This is a genomic window from Achromobacter sp. JD-1 (genome assembly GCF_038594925.1).
GTDB classification, from domain to species: Bacteria; Pseudomonadota; Gammaproteobacteria; order Burkholderiales; family Burkholderiaceae_B; genus Achromobacter; species Achromobacter spanius_C.
In genome coordinates this window covers 89,666-110,059 of record NZ_JBCGCS010000002.1, presented here as the reverse complement: position 1 = coordinate 110,059, position 20,394 = coordinate 89,666, and the positions used below count along the sequence as shown (strand labels likewise).

The following is a 20,394-nucleotide window of genomic DNA, read 5'->3' as shown; positions in this document are numbered from 1 at the left end:
GACTACCAAAGGGGCGGGGTGATGGATAAGGAATTCGATTACCAGGGGCACCGCGTTTACGTGCGCGTCCGCGAGGTGTCGGGCGAGATGCCTGGATTCACCACCGGCCTGTGGCGGGCAAACGTGACCGTGCAGCCACAGGACGCCGACTACGAGCAGGTTGTGTCCGGGATAGCTTTTCCTGACCCCAACTCAGCCACTGCGGACGGAGAGGCGAGGGGAAGGGCCTTTGTTGATGCTCTGACTGCAAACAAAGCCGACAAGCGGTGATCAAACTCGCTTTTCACCACCCAGCGCGTTGACCAGTTCGGCCATCATCTTGGCCAGTTCACCCGTCATCAACATCATGTCGGAAGCGAACTTCTCGTCGTCGTTTGGGGCGAGGCCTTCGTTGCCTTCCTTGATCACGTCCAATGGTGATACGCGCTTGATATCGAGGCCTTCGGTCAGGACAAACGAAATCCGGTCGGCCCAAGTCAAGGCGAGGCGGGTGCATTGTTTGCCAGACTGGATGTGCCGGCGCGCGTCTTCTGCGTCGATGGAGTGCTTCACGTAGCGGACTGCTGCGCCGCTTTCGCCCGATGACCGGAGTTCGGTATCCTGGTCGATGCTGAAGTTGTTGGGCGCTTCATCTTCGGCTAGCCAGCCGGTCATGGCCGCCGCCGGGGACTGTGCGACGTACAGGTTTTCCAGCGGGAACGGATCGATGCATTTAGCGAGGATTCCGATTACCTCGTCGGCCCTGGCGGAGGCGGCTGCGTCAATTACAAGCCAATGATTCAGCGGGTCGATCCACACGCGGGTATCGCGATAGATGCTGAACGCGCGGGGCAGAAGCTCGTCGGTGACACGCTCCCGTATTTCCTTCATCTGCTTGCGGCCCGGCTTATAGCCTTGCTGCTCTTCGATTTCCTGGGCGCGCGCCTTGGCGACCTGGTTCACGACGGTGCCCGGCAGCAGCTTTTTTTCGGCACGCAGGCTAAGCAGGATCTGGCCGTTCACGACGTGGGCCAAGCCGCCATTCTCACGAGGCGGGACCCATCCGATGGACTGCATTTCCAAGTTGTTGCCGGGCTGGAATGCTTGGCGCGCGAGAGCGGCTTCCAGGTCATCGCCGAACAATGTCCAGGCGGCCGAGAGGCGGTAAATCTTGAGATTTCTGAACCACATGAGGAACTCCGTTTAAATGGGTTTCTGCGCGCTTCGGGGCTTCCTGCGAGCGCGGGGTTTCACTTGCCTGACCTCGGAGGCAGGAATGCGACGGCGGGGTAGCGGAATCGGCGGCCACCAGCCTGCGCGGTCCCGCACGATGAATTCAATGCCGTTCATATCGCGAAGCTCAGCAACCAACTGAGTACTTGACGGCCAAAAAGGAAGAACGCCGCGAAGGCTATGCCTGCGGACCACGCCCACACGCGAGGGATATTGGCGTCCTTGCTCCAGTTGCCTTTGCCGGCGTGGTCACGGGGGGCGATGAGGTCTGCGGCTTTGCGGGCCACCTGGGCAATGGACGGCAGAATGCGGCGGCGCGCAGCCGGCGCGGATGCAGTGATTGCGTTCATGTTGCTTTCCAAGGATCGGCCGCGACATAGCGGCGGTTGAGGTATTCGCAGGCGGGGACCAGGGCCACCGCCGCCAAGGCGAACAGGGCCAGGCCCCACCAGATGGCGGGGATGGTTGAAGGCATGGGGATGTGCGCGAACGCGCGGTGGTGGGCTTAGGAGAGCGGGCCGGTTAAGGCGAGCGATGGTATCGAGCGAAAGTCACTTTCGGAGCCGGTGACGTTGCGGCGCTGGCCCGCTCTCCAAAGCCCCCGGGCGGACCGGGGGAAGGGTTTGCCTTAGCTGGGTAGTATCGGCAGGGTTGCGCAACCCGCCAGGCAGGCGCAAACGCAGACGTAGAACACGGTTCGCAGAACGACCCGTAGAATGGTTTTCAGTGGCATGGTTGACCTACTTTGATTGCCCCGAGGGCGACAAAGTAGATAGCGGAACGACTTTAAACCGCTGGTAGGGTCATTCGTTTGGGCTGCTATTTGTTGATGCTGCTGCCGAAGTTGAATGCGTCGATGAGTTCTTCGATGAAACGGATGATCATGGCGACCATGGTGAAAGCTCCGGGGTGGGGGTAGGGTTGCTGAGGGATCGGGCAGCGCCTGCCGATGCCCCGCGCGCGGGGCATCGGGAGATACCGGGATGAATTGCGTGGCCACATCGCTCTAACTAGAATCCGACCACTTGGAGGAAAGAGTGATGAGCAAAAAACTTACCTGGATCGGAATTGCGATTACTGCGGCGTACCTAGTCGCCGCAGCCTTGTTGGGGTGGGGCGAATGGGACAAGTTTTCGGATATGAAGCCCAATGAGGTTGGGGACTTTCTAGCCGGCGTTGTCGGGCCATTGGCTCTTCTATGGCTGATCCTTGGCTACTTTCAACAGGGAGAGGAACTCAAGCAAAGTACCGAGGCGCTGCGATTGCAGGCCGAAGAGTTGCGAAGTTCCGTTGAGCAGCAGCATGCCTTAGTTGAGGTCACCAAATTGCAGGTAAATGCTCAGATTGAAGCCTTTGAGCGTGAAAGGGAGGAACAGAGAAGAGCTCTGTCTCCCTTATTCATCTTGGCGCATGCGGGTGGCTATGGTTCTGGCGATGGGCAGCAATATAAGTTCTCGCTACGCAACCACGGCGCGACGGTCACCCAATTCACTGCATGGTTCGAGGGAAGGAAAAATACTCCTCCTCAGCTGTCGAAAGATGTGCTCCCCCATCAGGGGGAGCTCACTTTTTCTTTCGCGGATAAACGTGAAGACTTGACACCAATGCTTGTCCGCATGGCCTTTATGGACGGCGGCGGGCACCGGGGTGTTCGGACGTTTAGCGTGGGTTTCTCACCTTCTAAAGAACCCATGCTCAATGATGTATCGGTCACCGCGTTGCCGGACTAACACAGCAAACGAGGTGCTTAGCCGGCTTGATCGGTTTAGGTAGACACGGCACTTGGCGATGGCCGCGACCTGCATTCAGCGGCTGGATGAAGAGGCCGGGGTTATCGTCGCCACGCCCGGCTGGGCGTTACCTGGGCGCGCTGGCCCATGCACACAGGGTCCGGGGGCGCGCTTGCGCCTGGTTGTCCTGTTTCGCCCATCCTCCCTCTCGGGGGCGGGCGGCCTAAGTTGTTAAAGAGCGGTGCATGGTGTGTTTCAGCCGATGCATGCGTGCAGTATTACCGAAACGGTAATAATGGTCAAACCAAAACGGTAACTTATCCATTGCATTTGTTTACCAACTGGGTAACTTCGATAGTCGCACTTGCGCAACAGCGCCTCGCGGCCAGGTCATACGGACGAAAAAAAGCCGCCCGTAGGCGGCTGATTCAGTGGGTGAGACGCTTTACAGCAAGCGCTGATCGACCCCATTTCGTAAGTCGTATGGCGACCAGAGGATCCGGCCCACAATGCGCACATCGCGGCCGTCCTCCTTTTCCAAAGGGAAGGGCGGATAGGCGGGGTTCAGGGACTTGGCGAGCCAGGTGCCGTCACGTTCGCGAGAGATGCACTTCACGATCATCTTGCCGCCATGGTTGATGGCGTAGACCGTGCGCGGATCAATCAGTCGGACGTCTGTCACCGCCTCTTCATAAAACAGCATCGGCCCCTCATTACGAATAACCGGCTCCATGCTGTCGCCGTCCGCATACACAATCTTCATGCGCTCGATCGGAAGCTTGAACGATTCCAGGAATGATCGACGCAGAAGGATTTCGCCGATAGATGTCTCTTCGTAGTTCTCGATGCCCAGCTTCCCAGCGGCGAGCCTGACATCGAGTTCGGGCACTGAAAGGAATTCTTGGTCATTTGCTGAATAGCCGGCGCGCGGGACATGCCCGACGTTCTCGGCATGGCTGATCCGTAATGATTGGACTGCTGGCTCTGTCTGTATGGTGGTAGTCCCACCATCCCAGGGAGCCACAGGCCGGCCGGCAATGCGCATCGGAAATTCATCAGCCCCGTCGTCGGCATAGAGGCCGCCGCGCAAGACACGCGGAGCGTTGGCTTCGGGCGGCCGGGGCGGAGCCGCTACCTTAATGCCCAGATTCAACTGAGCAATCGCCAAAGCCATAGCCCCTTCGAGCGCACTCAATTGCCCTGCGGGCAAAGCCCGAACGGCAGCTTCTGCTATTGAAGGGAACGGCCAAGGGCGAGCATCGCTCGGGGCCTTTGCGTCGTCGTCGCGTGCCGGTGTGTGATCGGCGTCCATCCAATTAATCGGAAGTCCAAACGCTTCCTCCATCTTGCGTGCGGCACGGTCGCCAATGTCCTTTTTGCCGGTCGCATAGCGACTCACAAGGGAAGGCGTGGAGTACTCAAGGCGTGTGGCGGCCTCGGTCTGATTGCCGGAGCATTTTTCCTCGATGGCGCGAGCGAAGTTCGCCCGGCGGATTTCTTTGATGGACTTCATGGTGGTCATTGGACCTGGGTTTACCTTATAGGTAAATAAACCGAATGGGTAACTTCGTTTGGTTGATCTATTACCAAAAAGGTAATAGCATCCTGGCTTATGAACATCGCCAAACCCAAACCGAGCTTCAAGGCCTTCTACCTCGCCCTTTCGTCTGACGATCGGGCGAAGTTCGCGAGCCGGGCCTGCACGACCGTCGCGTACATCGAAACGCACCTCCTGTATGCCCGCAAGGTGCCTCGTAAGGGAACGATGGATGCGCTGTGGAAAGCGAGCCAGGAGTTTGGCGCGCCTTTCGATCACGGCGAGTTGCTCGGCTTTTTCTACGGTGGTCCCAAGCCCCACGAGCCTCTCGCGCCCACGTCACCCTAAGACCCTTATGGAGAGCGCCGATGGATAGCGCCAATTCGCCGGCCACGCCGGCAGACCAGCCGGCCCAGGTGCCGCAGACGTCCGACGACAAGGTCCAGATCGGCCCGCTGGATGTCTGAAGTTCGATTTCCATGCTTCACATCTTAGGGACGGTGGAGAGCCGCCGAAACCCTGATATTTCCCGATTCCAAGGTATGCCCGATGACCAGCCGCCTGAATTCCCACCACTGGCTTGATGTTCTTTACAACGATGTGCGCAATGCGCCCGGCGGCGTCAAAGACGCGGCCACCTTTTTGACTGAGCGACGGGGCAAGCGCATCCATTACGAATCGCTGCGCGCCAAGTTGAGCGGCCAAGAGGGCGAGTCGATCACGTTCGAAATGGCGGACTTGCTGACCGAATGGCTGGCGCAGAAGGCCGGGGGCGCTGAAGTAGCCCACCGCTGGGCGCAGACCTACGCGATGGTCGAGCATGGGCTCACCTGCTTGGACGTGCCGCCGCCGCCAACGGAGGGCTGGCCCGACGAATTGAAGGCTATCCACGAAAAGGTGCTGAAGGTAGGCGCCACGGTCGGAGGCTTGAATGCGTCGACCCTAGAAGCGATGGCGGACGGCCAAATCGACCCCGATGAGCGGAGCGCGCTGTACACGCTTTTCATGGACTTGGCCGTCTTGGCGTTCCGTGGCGCTCGCAATGTGTCGAGGGTGCAATGCTGACCCGTGGAACTTCTGGTGTACCCGTGCGGGCGCGTATCGCGTCCACGGAGCGTAAGGGGGCGGCGCTGTCGCGCGCGGCTGCAATGATGTGCAACGGCGCGAAGTTTCAGCGGTGGGTTGTTTCCCGCGTTGGCGCCGCCCCCGAGGGCGTTTCGGCCCAGCAACACGCAGCGCAGTTTGTCCGCGATGCATGCGGCATCACCAGTCGGGCCGAGTTGGATCACAACGCCAAGGCGGCAACGCTCTTTCATGAGGCCGTTCGCAAGCCCTTTGTGGACTGGAGCGGCATCTATGGCTGACTGCCTGCATATGTTCCGTGGCTACCGCGTGCCGCCCGAGACGGTAGAGGCCGTCAAGCAGGCCATCATCGACACCCCACGCCGCGTCGATATCAAGGCGCTACAGGAAATCGTTCAGCCCGCTCTGGTGCCGGTGGACCCGTGGCCCAGCACGTCGCGCGCTGTTGCTGCGGCCCGCGCGGTGGAGTCGTTCCTGTTCGATGCGACCCAGGCCGGCCTGGTCAAGCGCCACACAAATGGCTGGAAGTTTCCGTACTGGTGGCGGGTCAAAGCTGCATCGGGGGCGGAATGTCGTTGATGCGCCGCACCCCCCTCAAGAACAAGACGCCGATGAAGCGCAGCGCCACGCCGATGATGCGCGCTGCGCCGATTCGGACCACCCCAATGCCGCCGCCCCGTGCCGCCATCAAGGCGCGCAAGAAGCGCAAGAAGAAGCCCAAGACCGTCTACCGCAACCCCGCGCTGTTGGCGCTTGCCAAGGGCGAGGAATGCCTCACGCGGGTTCCAAGCTACTGCTGGGGCGGAACTGAAAGCACGGTATCGGCCCATTCGAATCGGACGCGAGACGGCAAGGGGAAGGGCATCAAGGCTCATGACTGGGCCATCGCGTTCGCCTGCGGCGGTTGCCACTTCTTCCTGGACCAGTCCAAGGCTCCGAGAGAAATGAAGCTGAGCTATTTCATCCCTGGATTGCGTCTTACGCGCCAGCGAATCATCGACCTGGGCAAGTGGCCCGAGGAAGCGGAGCGCGGCTTTCAAGCGCTCTATGGAGTCACCGAATGAACTACTACAGCCACAACATCGGCGACTACGCCCAGGCCACGATGCACTTGAGCCTGGTTGAAGACGCCATCTACAGCCGCCTGCTGCGTCGTTACTACGCCGAGGAACAGCCCATCAAGGACGATCTGCAACAGGTCTGCCGGTGGGTGGGGGCGCGCAGCGAGGAAGAGCGCGCGGCTGTGCCGATGATCCTGCAAGAGTTCTTCGAGCTTGTGGATGGGGCATGGCGCAATAAGCGAGCGGATAGCGAAATCGCCGCGTACCAGCAGAAGGCAAAAACCAACCGGGATAACGGGAAGGCTGGCGGAAGGCCCAAGAAGAAACCCAACGAAACCCAGTCGGTTTCTGATGGGTCGCCAGAAGAAACCCAAACGGATGCGAAAGCAAACCCAGTCGGGGGCCAGGAAGAACCCAGTCGTAACCCTAACCAAGAACCAATAACCAAGAACCAATATTCCGTTCCTGGCGGAACGGGCGGCACGCCGCCGCAGCCGCCATCAGCCGTAGAGAAGATTTTCGCCTTGGGCCTGCCCTTGCTGATCGCTGCCGGCCAGCCCGAGAAGCAAGCCCGCTCCATGCTGGGCATGTTCCGCAAGGGGCACGACGACGCCGACATCGTGCGGGCCATCCAGCAATGCGTGGATGACCAGGCCATTGAACCGGTTGCCTACCTGCAACGTGTCCTGCGATCCGGTGCGGCACGACCCAGCCGCCCGCAGAGCGCGGCCCAACGGCGGGCGTCTTGGAACGAAGAAATGGGCGCGTCGCTTTCGCAAGGCGTGCCGCAAACCGAAATCGACATGGGGATCATCGATGTCACAACTCACTAATCCGACCGCTGGCAATGGCATTGGCGATTTGGTGGTCGCTGAATTGCGCCTCATGTATGGAACGAAGTTTGCCCAGGCGTGGGAAGGGCTCACGCCGCGCGAGGTCAAGCAATCTTGGAATCAGATGCTGGCCGGCTTTACCGAAGCGGAGGCCCGAGTGGGCATCGTTGCTTGCTTGAGCCGCGACTGGCCGCCCACGCTGCCCGAGTTCATCCGCCTGTGCCGCCCCTGGATGACGCCCGAGGTTGCTTTCCATGACGCGGTGGCCGGAATGACCGCGCGCCGCCGTGGCGAAATTGGGAACTGGGCGCATCCGGCGATTTACTGGGCAGCGGTGGCCGTTGGTACGCATGATTTGCTGAACTGCGGCTATGCGGTGCTGAAGGCGCGGTGGGAGCGGGCATTTGGTGACGAGATGGCGCGCGGCCAATGGCACCCGGTCCCCACGCCTGCGCCTGCACTGCCCGCGCCGGGTGCTACCCAAGCCACGCCGGAAGAAGCGGCCAAGGCATTGAAGGCGATGGGGGCGGGCGCGATTCTGAACGAGTCGGGACGCGACCCCCGCCGAGGGGCAAAGCGCATTCTGGACGCAGTGAAGAAGGGCGGCACGCAGTACTCGCCCACGGTGATTGCCATGGCGCAGGCTGCGATGGACGCTTACCCGGACCAGGGGGCGCGAGCATGAGCGCAATGGCACGCAACAAAGGCGCGTCGTATGAGCGCAAGGTTGCCAACATGCTGACCGAGGCAACCGGCAAGGTGTGGCGGCGGCGCGTGCGCAACGCGGTTGGTGATAGCGATGTGGTGGCGGACGATCCGGCCTTCGCGCGCATCAGCATCGAATGCAAACACGCCAACACGCTTTGCCTGCCCGCATGGTGGCGCCAAGCGCAACAGCAAGCCGGCGAACAGGGCGTACCGGTGCTGATCTACAGACAAACGGGGGCGCGTGGCGAATCGGTGATGGTCGATGCCCACGACGTGAACCCGAAGATTTTTCCAGTCCGGGGGCGGCATACCGTAACCCTCGGATGGGAAGCGGCAATGCAATGGATGCGGGAAATGCTGCCCGCGAAAGTGACTTATTCCCCGGGAATTATCTGATGACCACCTTGACTCTTTCCCGCCTGGCTTCGACCCCGGTCGTAGAGGCGAAACCCAGCCGACTGTTTGCAACCCCTCATGCGGCGCTGACCTTCGCCTATAACCACACCGACCAGGTGTATGACAAGCCCATGATGGCTCGCATGGCGCAGGCACCGTCAGAGGGTAAGGGCTTGGGTGGCACTGACGGAGCAGGGCAGGCCGCCTTTGTCTTCGGGGCGCTGGATCCGCTGCCCCGTCTGTACCGCGCCATCCTGGTTGCGCGCTTTGCGCCCCGAACAGACCGCTGCAAATGCTGCCAGGGCACCGTAGATCGGCATGACTGGCTGGCGGCAGTGCGAGAGATCTCCGATGCTGCGGCGTGCGAAGCCTTGTCTGCACATCCTACGCCGCGCGTCCTGCGTGACGCCATCGTGGCCCGGTACTTCGGCAAAGAATTGAAGCTGTCAGATGCCGCCGAACGGGCTGGCGTGAGTGCGGCCACGGCGACGAACCACAATGGCAAGATCAAGCTGTGGCTCTATGGCACGCGCACCACGAAGGTGAAGGGGGGCGGACGCGACGCGGGACAGAAGGGCGTGGAAGCGTTGGCGATGGAGTACGCGGCCGATCTGTTGTCGGCGAAAGGCCTCTGCGATTGAGGGCTTGCAGGGTTGAATTTTCTCTGCTAAAGTTCGCCCTGTTTAGTCACTTTGAATAAGTGCGTTTAAAGAGCCCGCATGCTGCCGCATGCGGGCTTTTCTTATTGTCAATAGACTGTTTTGGTTTCATTCCGATATGATTCTTCAAACTTGGAGGCATCAATGTCGGCCGTATCCCATGTGGGACTTGTCAAAAATCCACTCACGATCATTGCGATGTTTGCGGTCATCGCCGAAGTCAGCGGCGCAGTCGTGTTGCCATTTCTTTCTGAGAGGGTACAAGCAACGTACGTGTGGTTTTTGATGTTGTTTCCTTTCCTCTTGGTCGTACTTTTCTTTGTCACGCTTTGGGCCAAGCGTGATGCGCTATATGGCCCCTCCGATTTCCGTGATGAGAAACACTTCATGGATGCATTGATGAGAAAAGCGACGGTTAGCGAGCTAGCAATTAAGGTTGCAACCGACACAGCAGCCGCTTTGCTCGACTCAGTTAATGGCCCGGCCGAAGGCGTTTTGCATCAACCTCAGGAAGATGGTGGCGGCAATGGATCGAATCGAACTCCTGCTGGGGGCGCGAATGAGATTCCCCCTCGGAGTGGTGAGCCTAGCGCGCCGGAGGGGGGAAAAGGCCCAACGGCCCCCGTCGATTTTGCCCAGGACGAGGCCTCGGTCTCCGATAAGCGATTTTTGGGGGTGATGAAAAGGCGCGAGTTCATGAAAAACATTGCGCTTATGGAAGCGTCGAGTCGTTTCAAACAGGTTCAATACAACATGAAGGTGGGGGATCTGGTGGTTGACGCCGTCGCCGTCTCCAAAGAATCCATTTCTCTGATTGAAACTCACTATGTCGGTTCCGCTGGATTAGTTCGTTCAGCTCTAGCAGACCTGACATCGGTGTTGAGAGCGGCGAAAGAATTTCTAGAATCTTCGGATACCAACGCGCCACTGAGGGTGCTGTTCGTGGTTTATTCGGAGCACGCGGAAATTCTCGAAAATGTCGCGGGCGAATTGCGTCGACGCGTCGCCATGCACAAGTTCTCTGCATTTGAAATCGAGATTAAGACCACGCCGATTAACAAACTTGCCTTGGCGACTTTGAGTTAGAAAGGATTTCGCCTGGTAGCACAGGGTCCCCGGACTTCCTCAGACATTACGCGAAAAAGCCCCGATACGGATTCTCCGGTCGGGGCTTTTGCATGGCATCTATAGAAGACGGCGACAACGAGAGAATCGCGAGTTCCCTCATTGACAGCTGAAACACGGAGTGACCCGTGATCGACCCAAGGCCGTCCCACCTGTACAGGCGGGGGCCAGTTTACATGGACGCTCACAAGTGGCAAAACCGATCATTCCCTGGCTGGGTGGCAAGCGCCGCCTGGCTGACAAGATTCTTCCCTTTTTCCCGAAACATTCCTGCTACGTCGAACCTTTCGCCGGGGGCGCGGCCCTGCTATTTGCGAGGCCGGAACCAGCCAAGGTAGAGGTGCTGAACGACATCAACGGCGATCTGGTGAACCTGTACCGGGTGGTGCAGCATCATCTGGAAGAGTTTGTGCGCCAGTTCAAATGGGCGCTGTCCAGCCGCCAGATGTTCGAGTGGCAGAAGGAGACCCGGCCCGAAACGCTGACCGACATTCAGCGGGCGGCACGGTTCTACTACCTCATGCAGAACTGCTTCAGCGGCAAGCTGGAGGGCATGACGTTCGGCACGGCGACGACCTCCCCGCCAGGCCTGAACCTGCTGCGCTTGGAAGAAACACTGTCAGCGGCGCATTTGCGCCTCGCGCGCATCTTCATCGAGCATTTGCCGTGGCTGGATTGCGTGAAGCGCTACGACCGGCCGCACACGCTCTTCTATATGGATCCGCCCTATTGGGCCACGGCTGGCTACGGCGTCGAGTTCGGGCTTGAGCAATATGCCGCGATGGCGGACGCCATGCGGACGATGAAAGGCCGCGCGCTGGTCAGCGTCAACGATCATCCGGAAATGCGGCAAGCGTTCGCCGGGTTTCCCATGCACGTCCTGGACATCCGGTACACGGTGGCCGGTGGCGCGGGAGTGCCCCGGCGCGAGCTACTGATCCAAAGCTGGCCAGCCCAAGATCAGGCATCGACCTGATCAAACTGAAGGCCCAGTGCGGCTGCGATGCGCTCACGTGTGGCTTTACGTGGGTGCGCGTCAGACGCTTCCATGGCTGCATAGCTGGGCTGGCGGATGCCAAGGCGGGACGCCATTTCAATCTGCGTCACGCCGAGGTATTCGCGCCAAGCGCGGATGATGCTCCAGCCATTGTCGGTCATCAACAGGATGACCTCATGCGGGACGGTCCCATCGGCGGGAATACGCACGTCAGACGGGACAGGCGCGGTTTGTGCGCGGGTCAGTTCGAGATATTCGGCGTAGGGCAGGACGACAAAGGCCGGCTTGCCGTCGGCCTCCACGATGGTGGGATGCAGGTTCATGGCTGGTTCCTTTCAGTAGGTGTTGCCGTCGCGCTTCTTCACTTCTTGAATTTCCACGATGCGGATGACGGTATCAGCATCGAACAGGACTCGGTAATTGCCAACCCGGAGACGGTAGCCGTACTGGTGCTTGGTCAGGGCCTTGACGTTCTGAGCGTTTGGCAGATCAGCCAGGGCGGTGACGGCGTGGGCAATGCGGCTGCGGTCAGAGCCGTCAACCTTTGCCAGTTGCTTTCTCGCCTTCTTGCCCCAGTTGATCTTGAACATGTTGCGCTCCGTTTGGTATGAAAAGATTATAGCGAAAGCTATATAGGAATACAAGTATTTTTATAGCTTTTCGCCCCTTCGCTATCAGGGGTCTGCACGCTGGGCATGGCGTGCGGGGTTAGGGTCATCGCCGCCGGGCGGTGTGCAGTAGATAGCACCCGGCGAGAACACGAAGGGACACAATGAAGCTCAAGACACTTAAGCCACGGCTCGCAACAGCCGGGTCCAGGCTTGCGGCCGCGCCCACGCCCAGCGCAAAGCGGATGACCGGCCGCAAGCTGCAAGATCGTCGGTTGCGCGTTTGGTCCGCTGATCCGCACTGCGCGCGTTGCGGAGCGTTGACCCTGTACCCGAACGGCTTCGAGCTTGACCACAAGGTAAGCCTATTCGATGGCGGCGATGACACCGACGCAAACACCCAGGTGCTGTGCGTGTCCCGTGACGCGCACGGACGCAAGGTCGGATGCCACGACGCCAAGACACGGCAGGACATGGGATACAGGGGCCGCCCGTAATGGCACAGCACACAGTCTCGGTCTCGGTTCGCGTTGCGTGGTGGGTGCGTTGGTATCTGTCCGGCGTGGCGTTCGCCGCGTTGATCAGCGGGGCAACCCCCGACGCGATCAAGGTGAGCCGATGGATCAGGCGCGGCCTATCCGTCTGCGTCACCAGAAGGCCGTAGCGCGTTGCATGGTCATGGTGATGGTGCGCGCCCAGCCGCTCCGGCGTCGCGTCCTGGTGGCCCTGTACGCGGGCGGCAGGGGCTACGGCAGAGGGGGGGCGGGGTGAAAGTCTGGCGGGTTGCCGGACTGGAAACCACCTGTTCCCTCACGCACAGAAAATTTCCCCATTTCAGAAAATTGTTAACCCACTTTTGTTAACCAAAACCTATGGCATTAACCGACAAAAAGCGCCGCTTCGTCGACGCGCTGCTGTCGGGTCTATCCGGTGCGAAAGCCGCTATCCACGCGGGTTACAGCGAAAACGGGGCGGCCCAAGCAGCCGCTCGATTGATGCGTGACAAGCATGTGCTGGCAGCTTTGGGACGAACCGTCGAGGTTAACAAAAGAGTTAACAAAAAAGCGGTTAACAAAAAGCCGGATGCCGGGCCGCCGCCGGCCGTTACCAATGTTGAGGCAAGCGCTACCGATTCCGTCGAAAGCGTCGGCCTGAAAGCGCTGGGCCTGACCTCAGATCCGCGTGCCGTGCTGGTGGCAATCATGAATGACCTCGGCGAAGAACCAAAGCTGCGGATGGAGGCTGCGAAGGCTCTGATGCCATTCACGCACGGAAAGATCGCTGAGCAGGGCAAGAAGGGCGCCAAACAGGAGGCAGCGACCAAGGCGGCGGGCGGTCGGTTTGCGCCACCGCCGCCGCCCACGCATCTGCGCGTTGTCGGGAAAGGCTAGGTCATGACCTGGACAACCGCGTGCCCGGATTGGGCGGAACGCCTGCGCACGCGCAAGTCGATCATTCCGCCGCCCATCTACCCCGACCAGGCCGAATATGCGCTGGGCATCTTCAAGCAACTCAAGGTCGTTGACTTGGCCCAAGTCTATGACGAGGCCATCGGGACGTACCGACACCAGACCTTCGGGGAATGCTCCGAAGAATGGGTTTTTGACTTTGTGCGAGCGATCTTCGGCGGATATGACGTCGAAACCGGAAAGCAACGCATCCGGGAATATGGACTGCTGATCAGCAAGAAGAACACGAAATCGACTATTGCCGCCGGCATCATGCTGACGGCGGTAATCATCTGCTGGCGTCAGGAAGAGGAACATTTGATTCTGGCCCCAACCAAGGAAGTCGCTGACAACAGCTTCAAGCCGGCGGCCGCAATGGTTCGGGCGGATGACGAACTGTCGGACATGTTTCACGTTCAGGACCACATCCGCACCATCACCCATCGGACAACGCGCAATAGCCTTAAGGTGGTAGCTGCTGACACCGATACGGTGTCGGGCAAGAAGTCCGGCCGCATCCTGGTGGACGAATTGTGGCTGTTCGGCAAGCGCGCTAACGCTGTTGCGATGTTCCTGGAGGCGCTTGGCGGCCAAATATCGCGGGATGAAGGCTGGGTGATCTACCTGACCACTCAAAGCGATGACCCTCCCGCAGGCGTTTTTAAAGAGAAGCTGGCGTACTGGCGCAATGTCCGTGATGGAAAAGTGGTCGATCCGAAGACATTGGGGATTCTGTACGAGTTCCCCGACGAAATGCTGGAGGCTAAGGCCTACCTTGACCCGGCCAATTTCTACTTCACGAATCCCAACATCGGCCGCTCTGTCAGCGCTGAGTGGCTGGAGGATCAGCTCAAGCTGCTGCGCGCCAGGACGGACGGCGCATTCCAGCAGTTCCTGGCAAAGCACCTCAACGTCGAAATCGGCCTGAATCTGCGGTCTGACCGTTGGGCGGGGGCGGACCACTGGCAGGCACAGGCCGACAAGGGGCTGCGCCTGCTGGAAGACTTCATGCGCCGCGTGGAGGTAGTCACCGGCGGCATTGACGGCGGCGGATTGGATGACTTGCTGGGGCTTGGCCTGATTGGCAGAGAGACAGAGACGGGCCGATGGTTGCACTGGGGACGGGCCTGGGCGCATCCATCTGTGCTGGAGCGTCGCAAAGAAATCGCCCCGCGTCTCCGTGATTTCGAGCAGGACAACGACCTGGTCATCGTCAACAAAATTGGCGAAGACGTTGCCGAACTGGCCCGAATCATCAGGCGCGTTTATGACGCTGGCCTATTTCCTGAAAAGGAAGGCGTGGGTGCCGATCCGAGCGGGATCACATTTGCGGAAGCGTTCGCTGAAGCCGAGATTCCCGAAGATTTGCTTGTGGGTGTATCGCAGGGCTGGCGCATGGGCGGCACGATCAAGACCGTCGAGCGAAAGCTCGCCGAGGGCACATTTCTCCATGGTGGTCGCGCCATGATGGCCTGGAGCGTCAGCAACGCGCGAATCGAACAACGTGCTAACTCGATCCTGATCACCAAGCAGGCAAGCGGAACCGCAAAGATTGATCCGCTTATGGCGCTTCTGGATGCTAGTCATCTGATGGCCTTGAACCCAGAGGCAAGCGGCAGATCGGTTTACGAAACACGCGGTATTCGATTTATCTAAGGACACCCATGGGACTTTTTGACAGATTCCGGCGCGCAATGGCGCCGGAGGCCGAGTCGCGCCAGGAGGTTTCTGCGCAGGCGGCAGCCAAGAGCTTCCAGGGGCTGGATGACCCCGCCCTTTTGGAGTACATGCGGTCGGGCGATTACGGCAAGCGTCTGGAGACGCTGCGCAACATGGCGGCGCTGCGCTGTGTGTCGCTGTTGGCGACGTCCATCGGGATGCTGCCGCTCAATCTATTGCACAACGACGCAACCAAGGCACCGGCTAAAGAACACCCAGCCTATCGCTTGCTCAAGCTGAAGCCCAACAGCTGGCAGACGCCGTTTGAGTGGAAAAGCATGATGCAGCTTCATGTGCTGGAGCAGGGCAATGCCTACTCCCGCGTGATCTGGTCGGCTGGGCGGCCTATCGCGCTCATACCTCTTGAACTGGGCACGGTAGAAGCAAAGTTGGGCGCCGGCTGGCAGATGGAGTACAGGTACACCAGGCCGGATGGTGTGACGTTGAACCTCGGGCAGAAAGAGGTTTTCCATCTTCGCGATATGTCGATCGATGGCGTGACGGGCTTGGCGCGAATGCGACTTGCGCGCGAGGCGATCGCTCTCGCCAGGGATGCGGAACGAGCTGCCGGCCGAGTGTTCCGTACCGGCAACCTGGCCGGCGGTGCGGTGGAGGTGCCAAAGGCGCTCTCCGACACTGCATACGGTCGAATGCGGGTGTCGCTGGATACCGACTATGCCGGCGCCGACAACGCGCAACGGTGGATGTTGCTGGAAGAGGGGGCGAAGGCCAACAAGTTCTCGGCCACGGCCGCCGAGGCGCAACACATCGAAAACCGAAACGCGCAGATTGAAGAGGTGGCGCGAGCTTTTGGCGTTCCCCGGCCGCTGTTGATGATGGATGACACCAGCTGGGGGTCGGGCATCGAGCAACTGGGCATCTTCTTTGTGCAGTACGCCCTTCAGTTCTGGTTTACCGCCTGGGAACAGGCTTCTATGCGCGTGCTTCTGGACGAGCGAGAGCTAGATGAACTTGTCGCGAAATACAACGAGCGCGCGCTCATGCGTGGGACGCTTAAGGATCAAGCTGACTTCTTCGCGAAGGGGCTTGGGGCCGGAGGCCACTCCCCATGGACGACTCAAAACGAAGTCCGCGAAAACATGGATATGCCGCGCTCGGACGATCCGAATGCGGACAAACTGCGCAACCCTATGACGCAGAAAGGAAATAAAGATGAGCCTCCTGAAATTGCCTGAAATCCAGGCTGATTCCCGTCTGGGGTGCGCTGACTTTGATTTGCGGCCGGATGCGCTTGAGCGTTGGTCGCCCCAAGTCCGCGCGGCATCGGCCGACGAAGATTCGACGATCTCGATCTATGACGCCATCGGCGAGGCCTGGGACGGCTCTGGCGTAACCGTCAAACGCATCCAGGGCGCATTGCGTTCCATTGGCGCGCGGGATGTGACGGTGAACATCAACTCACCCGGCGGTAATTTCTTCGAGGGTGTGGCGATCTACAACGCCCTGCGCGAACACAAGGGCAAGGTGACCATCAAGGTGCTTGGCCTTGCGGCGTCTGCGGCGTCCGTGATCGCGATGGCAGGAGACGAGATTCAGATGGGTCACGGCTCTTTCATCATGATCCACAACGCCTGGGCCGTGGCAATTGGCAACCGTCACGACTTGGCCGAAGCGGCGACGAAGCTTGCTCCATTTGATGAGGCGATGGCGCAGGTCTACGCCGCCAGAACCGGCCTTGCCGTCAAGGTGGCCTCGGACATGATGGACAAGGAAACCTGGATCGGCGCGCAGCAAGCTCTGGATGACGGCTTCGCCACGACGCTGCTTGATGCGGGCGAGACCACGGAAGCTCCGCATTCGAGTTCCGAGCGGCGCGCCATGGCAATGATAGAGGCGTCCATGGCGAAGGCTGGCTATAGCCGTTCCACCAGGCGCGACGCCTTCAAGGCACTTTTCACCGGTAAGCCGGGCGCTACCGACCACGCCAAGCCGAGCGCTGGCAGCGACATTGCAGCACTGCTGCAAACCACTCTTTCAACCCTGCGAGGTTAAACATGCAAGTGAAATCGAATTCCCGCGTACCGCGCGGGTTGGTAGCCGTGCGCGCCGATGCTGGCGCGTCCGGCGACATCAAGGCACTGGTCGAACAGTTGAACAAGGCTTTCGCCGACTTCAAGGACGAGCACAGCAAGCAACTGGACGAAGTCAAGAAGGGCCAGCACGAAGCGCTCCAGGCGCTGAAGGTCGAGAAGATCAACGCCGATATTTCCCGCCTGCAAAGCGCTGTTGATGAGGCAAACATCAAGATCGCTTCGGCGCAAATGGGCACCGGCCAGGGGCATTTGCTCCGCGATGGCGAATACAGCGAAGCGTTCGCGGCACACTTCAAAAAGGGCGACGTCCAAGCCGCTCTGAATAAGGGCGCCGACGACCAGGGCGGTTACCTCGCTCCGGTCGAATGGGACCGCACCATCACGGATCGCCTCGTGCTGGTTTCTCCGATGCGTCAACTGGCTCACGTACAGCCGGTGTCTGGCTCCGGCCATACCAAGCTGTTCAATATGGGTGGCACGGCCTCCGGCTGGGTCGGTGAAACGGCGGCACGGCCCCAAACGGGCACTGGCACCTTCGCGTCGCTGGGCTTTGGCTGGGGCGAAATCTATGCGAACCCGGCTGCGACACAGCAGATCCTGGACGATTCTGCAATCAACCTTGAAAGCTGGTTGGCAGGCGAGGTCGAAACCGAATTCGCCAAGCAGGAAGGTTTGGCGTTCGTGTCGGGCGACGGTGCCAACAAGCCCTTCGGCATCCTGACCTATGTCACTGGCGGGGCGAACGCTGCGAAGCATCCGTTCGGTGCCATCAAGGCCGTTAACAGCGGGGCGGCCGCGACTATCACCTCGGATGGCCTCATCGACCTCATATACGATCTGCCGTCGGCATTCACCGGCAACGCGCGCTTCAGCATGAACCGCAAGACGCAGGGCGTCATCCGCAAGCTGAAGGACGGCCAAGGCAACTATCTGTGGCAGCCGTCTTACGTGGCCGGCCAGCCCGCCACCGTCGGCGGCTTTCCCGCCACCGAAACCCCCGACATGCCTGACGTCGCGGCCAACGCCATTGCGGTGCTTTTCGGCGACTTCAAGCGCACTTACACGGTCTATGACCGCGTTGGCGTGCGGGTGCTGCGTGACCCTTACACGGCCAAACCCTATGTGCTCTTTTACACGACCAAGCGCGTGGGCGGCGGCGTCCACAACCCGGAACCGATGCGCGCTTTGAAGATCGCCGCCGAGTAACGCGAACGGGGGGGCTTCGGCCCCCAAAACATAGAGGCGAGTATGAAACTGATCAAAGCCATTCGCGGGGTCAAGGCCGGCGAAATCTATCCGTCCGAATTTGGCGTCGGCGACGAATGCCCGGAGGAACTCCTGGCGGCGGCTCGTGAGCTGGGGGCGTTGGAGGAAGACTCCACCGACGACAACGAAAAGCTGGATCTCTTCGCAAAGCTGGAAGCGGAGGGGATCAAGCACGACAAGCGCTGGGGCTTGGAAAAGCTGCGCGCGGCCCTGGCCGAAGGCAAGAAGGACTGACTATGCCGCTATTGACGCCCGATGAGTGCATAGTCCAATGCAACGCTGATCCGGCGGACGCCCCGTTGCTCGAAAAGCTGCTTGCTGCTGCGGAAAGTGCCGTCGCAGGGCATCTGAATCGAGCCTTCTTCGCAACTGCGGCCGAGCTAATGGCGGCGCAGGATGCGTTGCCGGATGCGGCGGGCGAGGCGCAGGATGCCTATGACGCCGCCATGTCGGCAGCGGGGGCGCTCAGCAACGCAGCAGCGCGCAAGATGGCCGTCGATTTGGCAGAGCAACGGTTGAAAGAAGCCAAGATCGGCTTTCAGCGCGTTCTGTTCGGCATGGTCGTCACGCCGCGCATCGAGGCGGCGGTACGTCTGACGCTGGGGAACCTGTACGCGAACCGTGAAGAAGTGGTCGTCGGTGCAAGTGCGACCAGGCTACCGCAGGGTATCCCGGAGATGCTGCGCGCTGATCGCCGGGAAATGATGCCATGAGGGCCGGCACCTTACGCACCTGGATTCGGATCGAACAGCGCGAGGACAGAGCTGACGAAGTCGGCCAGCCCAATGGTGCCTGGGTTGAGGTGGCGACCGTCCGATCAGATCCGCGCGGCCAGACAGGCATGGGCGCGATCACTCGCAACCAGGACAACGTGGGTGCCTCAATCGATGCCTACAGCTTCCGTATCCGCTTTCGCCGGGGCATTGACCAGGGAATGCGCGTCGTTGAGCTTTTCGATGGGGAGCCAGTAGGGGCGCCGTTCGATATCAAAAACGTTCGTATGGACTATTCCGGCCGTCAGTGGACCGACTTGGTATGCGAGCAAGGGGGCAGCGATGGCTAGCGGCATTCAGGCGAAGTTCGATTCCACCGGCTGGACGGCGGGCCTGGACCGTCTATTGGGGCCGGCACGGGTCAGCCTGGCGCGTTCTATGGCTGTTGCTGGGGGCGAGGTGCTGCGCGATGAGGCCAAGACGCGGGTCAACACCCATAACGGGGTTCTTGGGAACGCGATCTACCTTGCGTTCCGTGATGCGCACTCTAGCGACAAGGAGGTCAAGTACGCCGTCACTTGGAACAAGAGCAAGGCGCCCCACGGGCATCTGGTGGAGTTTGGGCACTGGCAAATCTACGCGGTGATCCGCAAGCCGGATGGAAGCTATGTCACGGACAAGCGCCGCAAGCTGGCGACTCCGAAATGGGTGCCCGCTTATCCGTTCCTGCGGCCGGCATACGAGGCGGCCTCGGCACGGGCGCGTGCGGCAATGATCCAGCGGGGGCGCGAGCGGCTACCGCAATTGCTGGCGGGTCAGGGGGGCAGCGATGAGCCTTGAAGCGAAGTTGAAAGCGCTCCTGCGGCCTCTGGTGGCCGGACGCACTTACCCCGACGTTACGCCGGACAAGCCCGTGTTTCCGTTGATCGTCTACCAAGGCGCTGGCGGAAAAGAACAGTGGTACGTCGAGGGCAAACGGCGCGAGAAGCGGCACCAGCGTGTGCAGTTCTACGTCTGGTCCGCAACCCGCGCCGAGGCGAGCGCCATTGCCGACCAAATCGGCACTTTGCTTTGCGAGAGTGACTTTCCAGCCGTGGAGCCCTACGGCGCACCGGTCAGCCTCTACGAAGAGGCGATCAAGAAGTACGGCACACGCCAAGACTTCGGTATCTGGTTCCTTCCCTCCTGATTCTGACCCTCCACATTCGACCCGGCCCCGCGCCGGGTTTTTTCATTTGAGGAACG

General features: G+C 60.3%; 30 protein-coding genes. 24 read left to right on the top strand and 6 right to left on the bottom strand.

Features of this window, described 5'->3' with window-relative positions:
- Window positions 1-21 precede the first annotated feature (21 nt).
- A complete protein-coding gene (locus WBR68_RS03675; protein ID WP_230693566.1) occupies window positions 22-270 on the top strand; it encodes a hypothetical protein in 249 nt (82 codons plus the stop codon).
- On the opposite strand, the gene WBR68_RS03670 is transcribed toward WBR68_RS03675, so the two are convergent.
- The 3 genes from WBR68_RS03670 to WBR68_RS03660 all read right to left on the bottom strand — a co-directional run bounded on the left by WBR68_RS03670 (window position 271) and on the right by WBR68_RS03660 (window position 1,687).
- Window positions 271-1,170 (bottom strand): recombination-associated protein RdgC, encoded by a 900-nt coding sequence (locus tag WBR68_RS03670; protein ID WP_230693565.1) that lies wholly within the window; start codon window positions 1,168-1,170, stop codon window positions 271-273.
- A gap of 155 nt (window positions 1,171-1,325) precedes the next feature.
- Window positions 1,326-1,562 carry a hypothetical protein gene (locus WBR68_RS03665; protein WP_230693564.1) on the bottom strand — a complete coding sequence of 79 codons (237 nt, stop codon included), beginning with the start codon at window positions 1,560-1,562 and terminating at the stop codon, window positions 1,326-1,328.
- The gene (locus WBR68_RS03660) at window positions 1,559-1,687 is read right to left on the bottom strand and encodes a hypothetical protein (protein WP_255695865.1); all 129 of its coding nucleotides are present in this window, start codon (window positions 1,685-1,687) and stop codon (window positions 1,559-1,561) included. Before WBR68_RS03660 ends, WBR68_RS03665 begins: the two co-directional genes overlap by 4 nt.
- Before the next feature lie 565 nt (window positions 1,688-2,252).
- Here WBR68_RS03660 and WBR68_RS03655 point away from each other — a divergent pair.
- Window positions 2,253-2,942, top strand: coding sequence for a hypothetical protein (locus tag WBR68_RS03655; RefSeq protein ID WP_127183887.1), 690 nt, complete (start codon window positions 2,253-2,255; stop codon window positions 2,940-2,942).
- Between the two features lie 445 nt (window positions 2,943-3,387).
- On the opposite strand, the gene WBR68_RS03650 is transcribed toward WBR68_RS03655, so the two are convergent.
- A complete protein-coding gene (locus WBR68_RS03650; RefSeq protein ID WP_230693563.1) occupies window positions 3,388-4,464 on the bottom strand; it encodes a LexA family transcriptional regulator in 1,077 nt (358 codons plus the stop codon).
- A 90-nt stretch (window positions 4,465-4,554) separates the two neighbouring features.
- Here WBR68_RS03650 and WBR68_RS03645 point away from each other — a divergent pair, with 90 nt between their 5' ends.
- The 11 genes from WBR68_RS03645 to WBR68_RS03595 all read left to right on the top strand — a co-directional run bounded on the left by WBR68_RS03645 (window position 4,555) and on the right by WBR68_RS03595 (window position 11,320).
- The gene (locus tag WBR68_RS03645; RefSeq protein WP_230693562.1) at window positions 4,555-4,827 is read left to right on the top strand and encodes a hypothetical protein; all 273 of its coding nucleotides are present in this window, start codon (window positions 4,555-4,557) and stop codon (window positions 4,825-4,827) included.
- Window positions 4,828-5,028: 201 nt separating this feature from the next.
- Window positions 5,029-5,544 (top strand): hypothetical protein, encoded by a 516-nt coding sequence (locus tag WBR68_RS03640; protein ID WP_230693561.1) that lies wholly within the window; start codon window positions 5,029-5,031, stop codon window positions 5,542-5,544.
- Window positions 5,538-5,843 (top strand): hypothetical protein, encoded by a 306-nt coding sequence (locus WBR68_RS03635; protein WP_230693560.1) that lies wholly within the window; start codon window positions 5,538-5,540, stop codon window positions 5,841-5,843. Before WBR68_RS03640 ends, WBR68_RS03635 begins: the two co-directional genes overlap by 7 nt.
- Window positions 5,836-6,141 (top strand): hypothetical protein, encoded by a 306-nt coding sequence (locus WBR68_RS03630; protein ID WP_230693559.1) that lies wholly within the window; start codon window positions 5,836-5,838, stop codon window positions 6,139-6,141. The genes WBR68_RS03635 and WBR68_RS03630 overlap by 8 nt, the downstream gene beginning before the upstream one ends.
- Complete coding sequence (locus WBR68_RS03625; protein WP_230693558.1) at window positions 6,141-6,626, top strand: nuclease domain-containing protein; 486 nt, start codon at window positions 6,141-6,143, stop codon at window positions 6,624-6,626. The genes WBR68_RS03630 and WBR68_RS03625 overlap by 1 nt, the downstream gene beginning before the upstream one ends.
- Window positions 6,623-7,456, top strand: coding sequence for a YdaU family protein (locus WBR68_RS03620; protein WP_230693557.1), 834 nt, complete (start codon window positions 6,623-6,625; stop codon window positions 7,454-7,456). Before WBR68_RS03625 ends, WBR68_RS03620 begins: the two co-directional genes overlap by 4 nt.
- Window positions 7,440-8,141, top strand: coding sequence for a hypothetical protein (locus WBR68_RS03615; protein ID WP_230693556.1), 702 nt, complete (start codon window positions 7,440-7,442; stop codon window positions 8,139-8,141). Before WBR68_RS03620 ends, WBR68_RS03615 begins: the two co-directional genes overlap by 17 nt.
- Window positions 8,138-8,560 (top strand): putative PDDEXK endonuclease, encoded by a 423-nt coding sequence (locus tag WBR68_RS03610; RefSeq protein WP_446697883.1) that lies wholly within the window; start codon window positions 8,138-8,140, stop codon window positions 8,558-8,560. The genes WBR68_RS03615 and WBR68_RS03610 overlap by 4 nt, the downstream gene beginning before the upstream one ends.
- Window positions 8,560-9,201: a hypothetical protein gene (locus WBR68_RS03605; RefSeq protein ID WP_230693554.1), complete on the top strand. Its 642-nt coding sequence runs from the start codon at window positions 8,560-8,562 to the stop codon at window positions 9,199-9,201. Before WBR68_RS03610 ends, WBR68_RS03605 begins: the two co-directional genes overlap by 1 nt.
- Before the next feature lie 162 nt (window positions 9,202-9,363).
- Window positions 9,364-10,305, top strand: coding sequence for a hypothetical protein (locus WBR68_RS03600; protein WP_230693553.1), 942 nt, complete (start codon window positions 9,364-9,366; stop codon window positions 10,303-10,305).
- A gap of 229 nt (window positions 10,306-10,534) precedes the next feature.
- Window positions 10,535-11,320: a DNA adenine methylase gene (locus tag WBR68_RS03595; RefSeq protein ID WP_230693552.1), complete on the top strand. Its 786-nt coding sequence runs from the start codon at window positions 10,535-10,537 to the stop codon at window positions 11,318-11,320.
- On the opposite strand, the gene WBR68_RS03590 is transcribed toward WBR68_RS03595, so the two are convergent.
- Window positions 11,305-11,664, bottom strand: coding sequence for a helix-turn-helix domain-containing protein (locus WBR68_RS03590; RefSeq protein WP_230693551.1), 360 nt, complete (start codon window positions 11,662-11,664; stop codon window positions 11,305-11,307). The genes WBR68_RS03595 and WBR68_RS03590 overlap by 16 nt on opposite strands.
- 12 nt (window positions 11,665-11,676) lie before the next feature.
- Entirely contained in the window at window positions 11,677-11,931 is a 255-nt protein-coding gene (locus WBR68_RS03585) for a type II toxin-antitoxin system RelE family toxin (protein ID WP_230693550.1), read from the bottom strand.
- Between the two features lie 182 nt (window positions 11,932-12,113).
- Between WBR68_RS03585 and WBR68_RS03580 the strand changes: the two genes are divergently transcribed.
- The 11 genes from WBR68_RS03580 (at window position 12,114) to WBR68_RS03530 (ending at window position 20,338) form a co-directional block, all read left to right on the top strand.
- A complete protein-coding gene (locus WBR68_RS03580; RefSeq protein ID WP_230693549.1) occupies window positions 12,114-12,446 on the top strand; it encodes an HNH endonuclease signature motif containing protein in 333 nt (110 codons plus the stop codon).
- A 375-nt stretch (window positions 12,447-12,821) separates the two neighbouring features.
- Window positions 12,822-13,340, top strand: a complete 519-nt coding sequence (locus WBR68_RS03575; protein WP_230693548.1) for a terminase small subunit — start codon at window positions 12,822-12,824, stop codon at window positions 13,338-13,340.
- Between the two features lie 3 nt (window positions 13,341-13,343).
- Window positions 13,344-15,053 (top strand): terminase large subunit, encoded by a 1,710-nt coding sequence (locus WBR68_RS03570; protein ID WP_230693547.1) that lies wholly within the window; start codon window positions 13,344-13,346, stop codon window positions 15,051-15,053.
- 8 nt (window positions 15,054-15,061) lie between these two features.
- The gene (locus WBR68_RS03565; protein WP_230693546.1) at window positions 15,062-16,312 is read left to right on the top strand and encodes a phage portal protein; all 1,251 of its coding nucleotides are present in this window, start codon (window positions 15,062-15,064) and stop codon (window positions 16,310-16,312) included.
- Entirely contained in the window at window positions 16,290-17,129 is an 840-nt protein-coding gene (locus WBR68_RS03560; protein ID WP_230693545.1) for a head maturation protease, ClpP-related, read from the top strand. Before WBR68_RS03565 ends, WBR68_RS03560 begins: the two co-directional genes overlap by 23 nt.
- Before the next feature lie 2 nt (window positions 17,130-17,131).
- Window positions 17,132-18,376, top strand: a complete 1,245-nt coding sequence (locus WBR68_RS03555) for a phage major capsid protein (protein ID WP_230693544.1) — start codon at window positions 17,132-17,134, stop codon at window positions 18,374-18,376.
- A 42-nt stretch (window positions 18,377-18,418) separates the two neighbouring features.
- Window positions 18,419-18,670 (top strand): hypothetical protein, encoded by a 252-nt coding sequence (locus WBR68_RS03550; RefSeq protein ID WP_230693543.1) that lies wholly within the window; start codon window positions 18,419-18,421, stop codon window positions 18,668-18,670.
- A 2-nt stretch (window positions 18,671-18,672) separates the two neighbouring features.
- Window positions 18,673-19,149, top strand: a complete 477-nt coding sequence (locus WBR68_RS03545; RefSeq protein ID WP_230693542.1) for a hypothetical protein — start codon at window positions 18,673-18,675, stop codon at window positions 19,147-19,149.
- Window positions 19,146-19,499 (top strand): head-tail adaptor protein, encoded by a 354-nt coding sequence (locus WBR68_RS03540; RefSeq protein WP_230693541.1) that lies wholly within the window; start codon window positions 19,146-19,148, stop codon window positions 19,497-19,499. Before WBR68_RS03545 ends, WBR68_RS03540 begins: the two co-directional genes overlap by 4 nt.
- The gene (locus tag WBR68_RS03535) at window positions 19,492-19,989 is read left to right on the top strand and encodes an HK97 gp10 family phage protein (protein WP_230693540.1); all 498 of its coding nucleotides are present in this window, start codon (window positions 19,492-19,494) and stop codon (window positions 19,987-19,989) included. The genes WBR68_RS03540 and WBR68_RS03535 overlap by 8 nt, the downstream gene beginning before the upstream one ends.
- Entirely contained in the window at window positions 19,979-20,338 is a 360-nt protein-coding gene (locus tag WBR68_RS03530) for a DUF3168 domain-containing protein (protein WP_230693539.1), read from the top strand. The genes WBR68_RS03535 and WBR68_RS03530 overlap by 11 nt, the downstream gene beginning before the upstream one ends.
- The last annotated feature ends 56 nt before the right edge of the window (window positions 20,339-20,394 follow it).

Coding starts and splice junctions, on each gene's coding strand:
- WBR68_RS03675 (WP_230693566.1), top strand. CDS start 22: ATGGATAAGGAATTCGATTACCAGGGGCACCGCGTTTACGTGCGCGTC.
- WBR68_RS03670 (WP_230693565.1), bottom strand. CDS start 1,170: ATGTGGTTCAGAAATCTCAAGATTTACCGCCTCTCGGCCGCCTGGACA.
- WBR68_RS03665 (WP_230693564.1), bottom strand. CDS start 1,562: ATGAACGCAATCACTGCATCCGCGCCGGCTGCGCGCCGCCGCATTCTG.
- WBR68_RS03660 (WP_255695865.1), bottom strand. CDS start 1,687: ATGCCTTCAACCATCCCCGCCATCTGGTGGGGCCTGGCCCTGTTCGCC.
- WBR68_RS03655 (WP_127183887.1), top strand. CDS start 2,253: ATGAGCAAAAAACTTACCTGGATCGGAATTGCGATTACTGCGGCGTAC.
- WBR68_RS03650 (WP_230693563.1), bottom strand. CDS start 4,464: ATGACCACCATGAAGTCCATCAAAGAAATCCGCCGGGCGAACTTCGCT.
- WBR68_RS03645 (WP_230693562.1), top strand. CDS start 4,555: ATGAACATCGCCAAACCCAAACCGAGCTTCAAGGCCTTCTACCTCGCC.
- WBR68_RS03640 (WP_230693561.1), top strand. CDS start 5,029: ATGACCAGCCGCCTGAATTCCCACCACTGGCTTGATGTTCTTTACAAC.
- WBR68_RS03635 (WP_230693560.1), top strand. CDS start 5,538: ATGCTGACCCGTGGAACTTCTGGTGTACCCGTGCGGGCGCGTATCGCG.
- WBR68_RS03630 (WP_230693559.1), top strand. CDS start 5,836: ATGGCTGACTGCCTGCATATGTTCCGTGGCTACCGCGTGCCGCCCGAG.
- WBR68_RS03625 (WP_230693558.1), top strand. CDS start 6,141: ATGCGCCGCACCCCCCTCAAGAACAAGACGCCGATGAAGCGCAGCGCC.
- WBR68_RS03620 (WP_230693557.1), top strand. CDS start 6,623: ATGAACTACTACAGCCACAACATCGGCGACTACGCCCAGGCCACGATG.
- WBR68_RS03615 (WP_230693556.1), top strand. CDS start 7,440: ATGTCACAACTCACTAATCCGACCGCTGGCAATGGCATTGGCGATTTG.
- WBR68_RS03610 (WP_446697883.1), top strand. CDS start 8,138: ATGAGCGCAATGGCACGCAACAAAGGCGCGTCGTATGAGCGCAAGGTT.
- WBR68_RS03605 (WP_230693554.1), top strand. CDS start 8,560: ATGACCACCTTGACTCTTTCCCGCCTGGCTTCGACCCCGGTCGTAGAG.
- WBR68_RS03600 (WP_230693553.1), top strand. CDS start 9,364: ATGTCGGCCGTATCCCATGTGGGACTTGTCAAAAATCCACTCACGATC.
- WBR68_RS03590 (WP_230693551.1), bottom strand. CDS start 11,664: ATGAACCTGCATCCCACCATCGTGGAGGCCGACGGCAAGCCGGCCTTT.
- WBR68_RS03585 (WP_230693550.1), bottom strand. CDS start 11,931: ATGTTCAAGATCAACTGGGGCAAGAAGGCGAGAAAGCAACTGGCAAAG.
- WBR68_RS03580 (WP_230693549.1), top strand. CDS start 12,114: ATGAAGCTCAAGACACTTAAGCCACGGCTCGCAACAGCCGGGTCCAGG.
- WBR68_RS03575 (WP_230693548.1), top strand. CDS start 12,822: ATGGCATTAACCGACAAAAAGCGCCGCTTCGTCGACGCGCTGCTGTCG.
- WBR68_RS03570 (WP_230693547.1), top strand. CDS start 13,344: ATGACCTGGACAACCGCGTGCCCGGATTGGGCGGAACGCCTGCGCACG.
- WBR68_RS03565 (WP_230693546.1), top strand. CDS start 15,062: ATGGGACTTTTTGACAGATTCCGGCGCGCAATGGCGCCGGAGGCCGAG.
- WBR68_RS03560 (WP_230693545.1), top strand. CDS start 16,290: ATGAGCCTCCTGAAATTGCCTGAAATCCAGGCTGATTCCCGTCTGGGG.
- WBR68_RS03555 (WP_230693544.1), top strand. CDS start 17,132: ATGCAAGTGAAATCGAATTCCCGCGTACCGCGCGGGTTGGTAGCCGTG.
- WBR68_RS03550 (WP_230693543.1), top strand. CDS start 18,419: ATGAAACTGATCAAAGCCATTCGCGGGGTCAAGGCCGGCGAAATCTAT.
- WBR68_RS03545 (WP_230693542.1), top strand. CDS start 18,673: ATGCCGCTATTGACGCCCGATGAGTGCATAGTCCAATGCAACGCTGAT.
- WBR68_RS03540 (WP_230693541.1), top strand. CDS start 19,146: ATGAGGGCCGGCACCTTACGCACCTGGATTCGGATCGAACAGCGCGAG.
- WBR68_RS03535 (WP_230693540.1), top strand. CDS start 19,492: ATGGCTAGCGGCATTCAGGCGAAGTTCGATTCCACCGGCTGGACGGCG.
- WBR68_RS03530 (WP_230693539.1), top strand. CDS start 19,979: ATGAGCCTTGAAGCGAAGTTGAAAGCGCTCCTGCGGCCTCTGGTGGCC.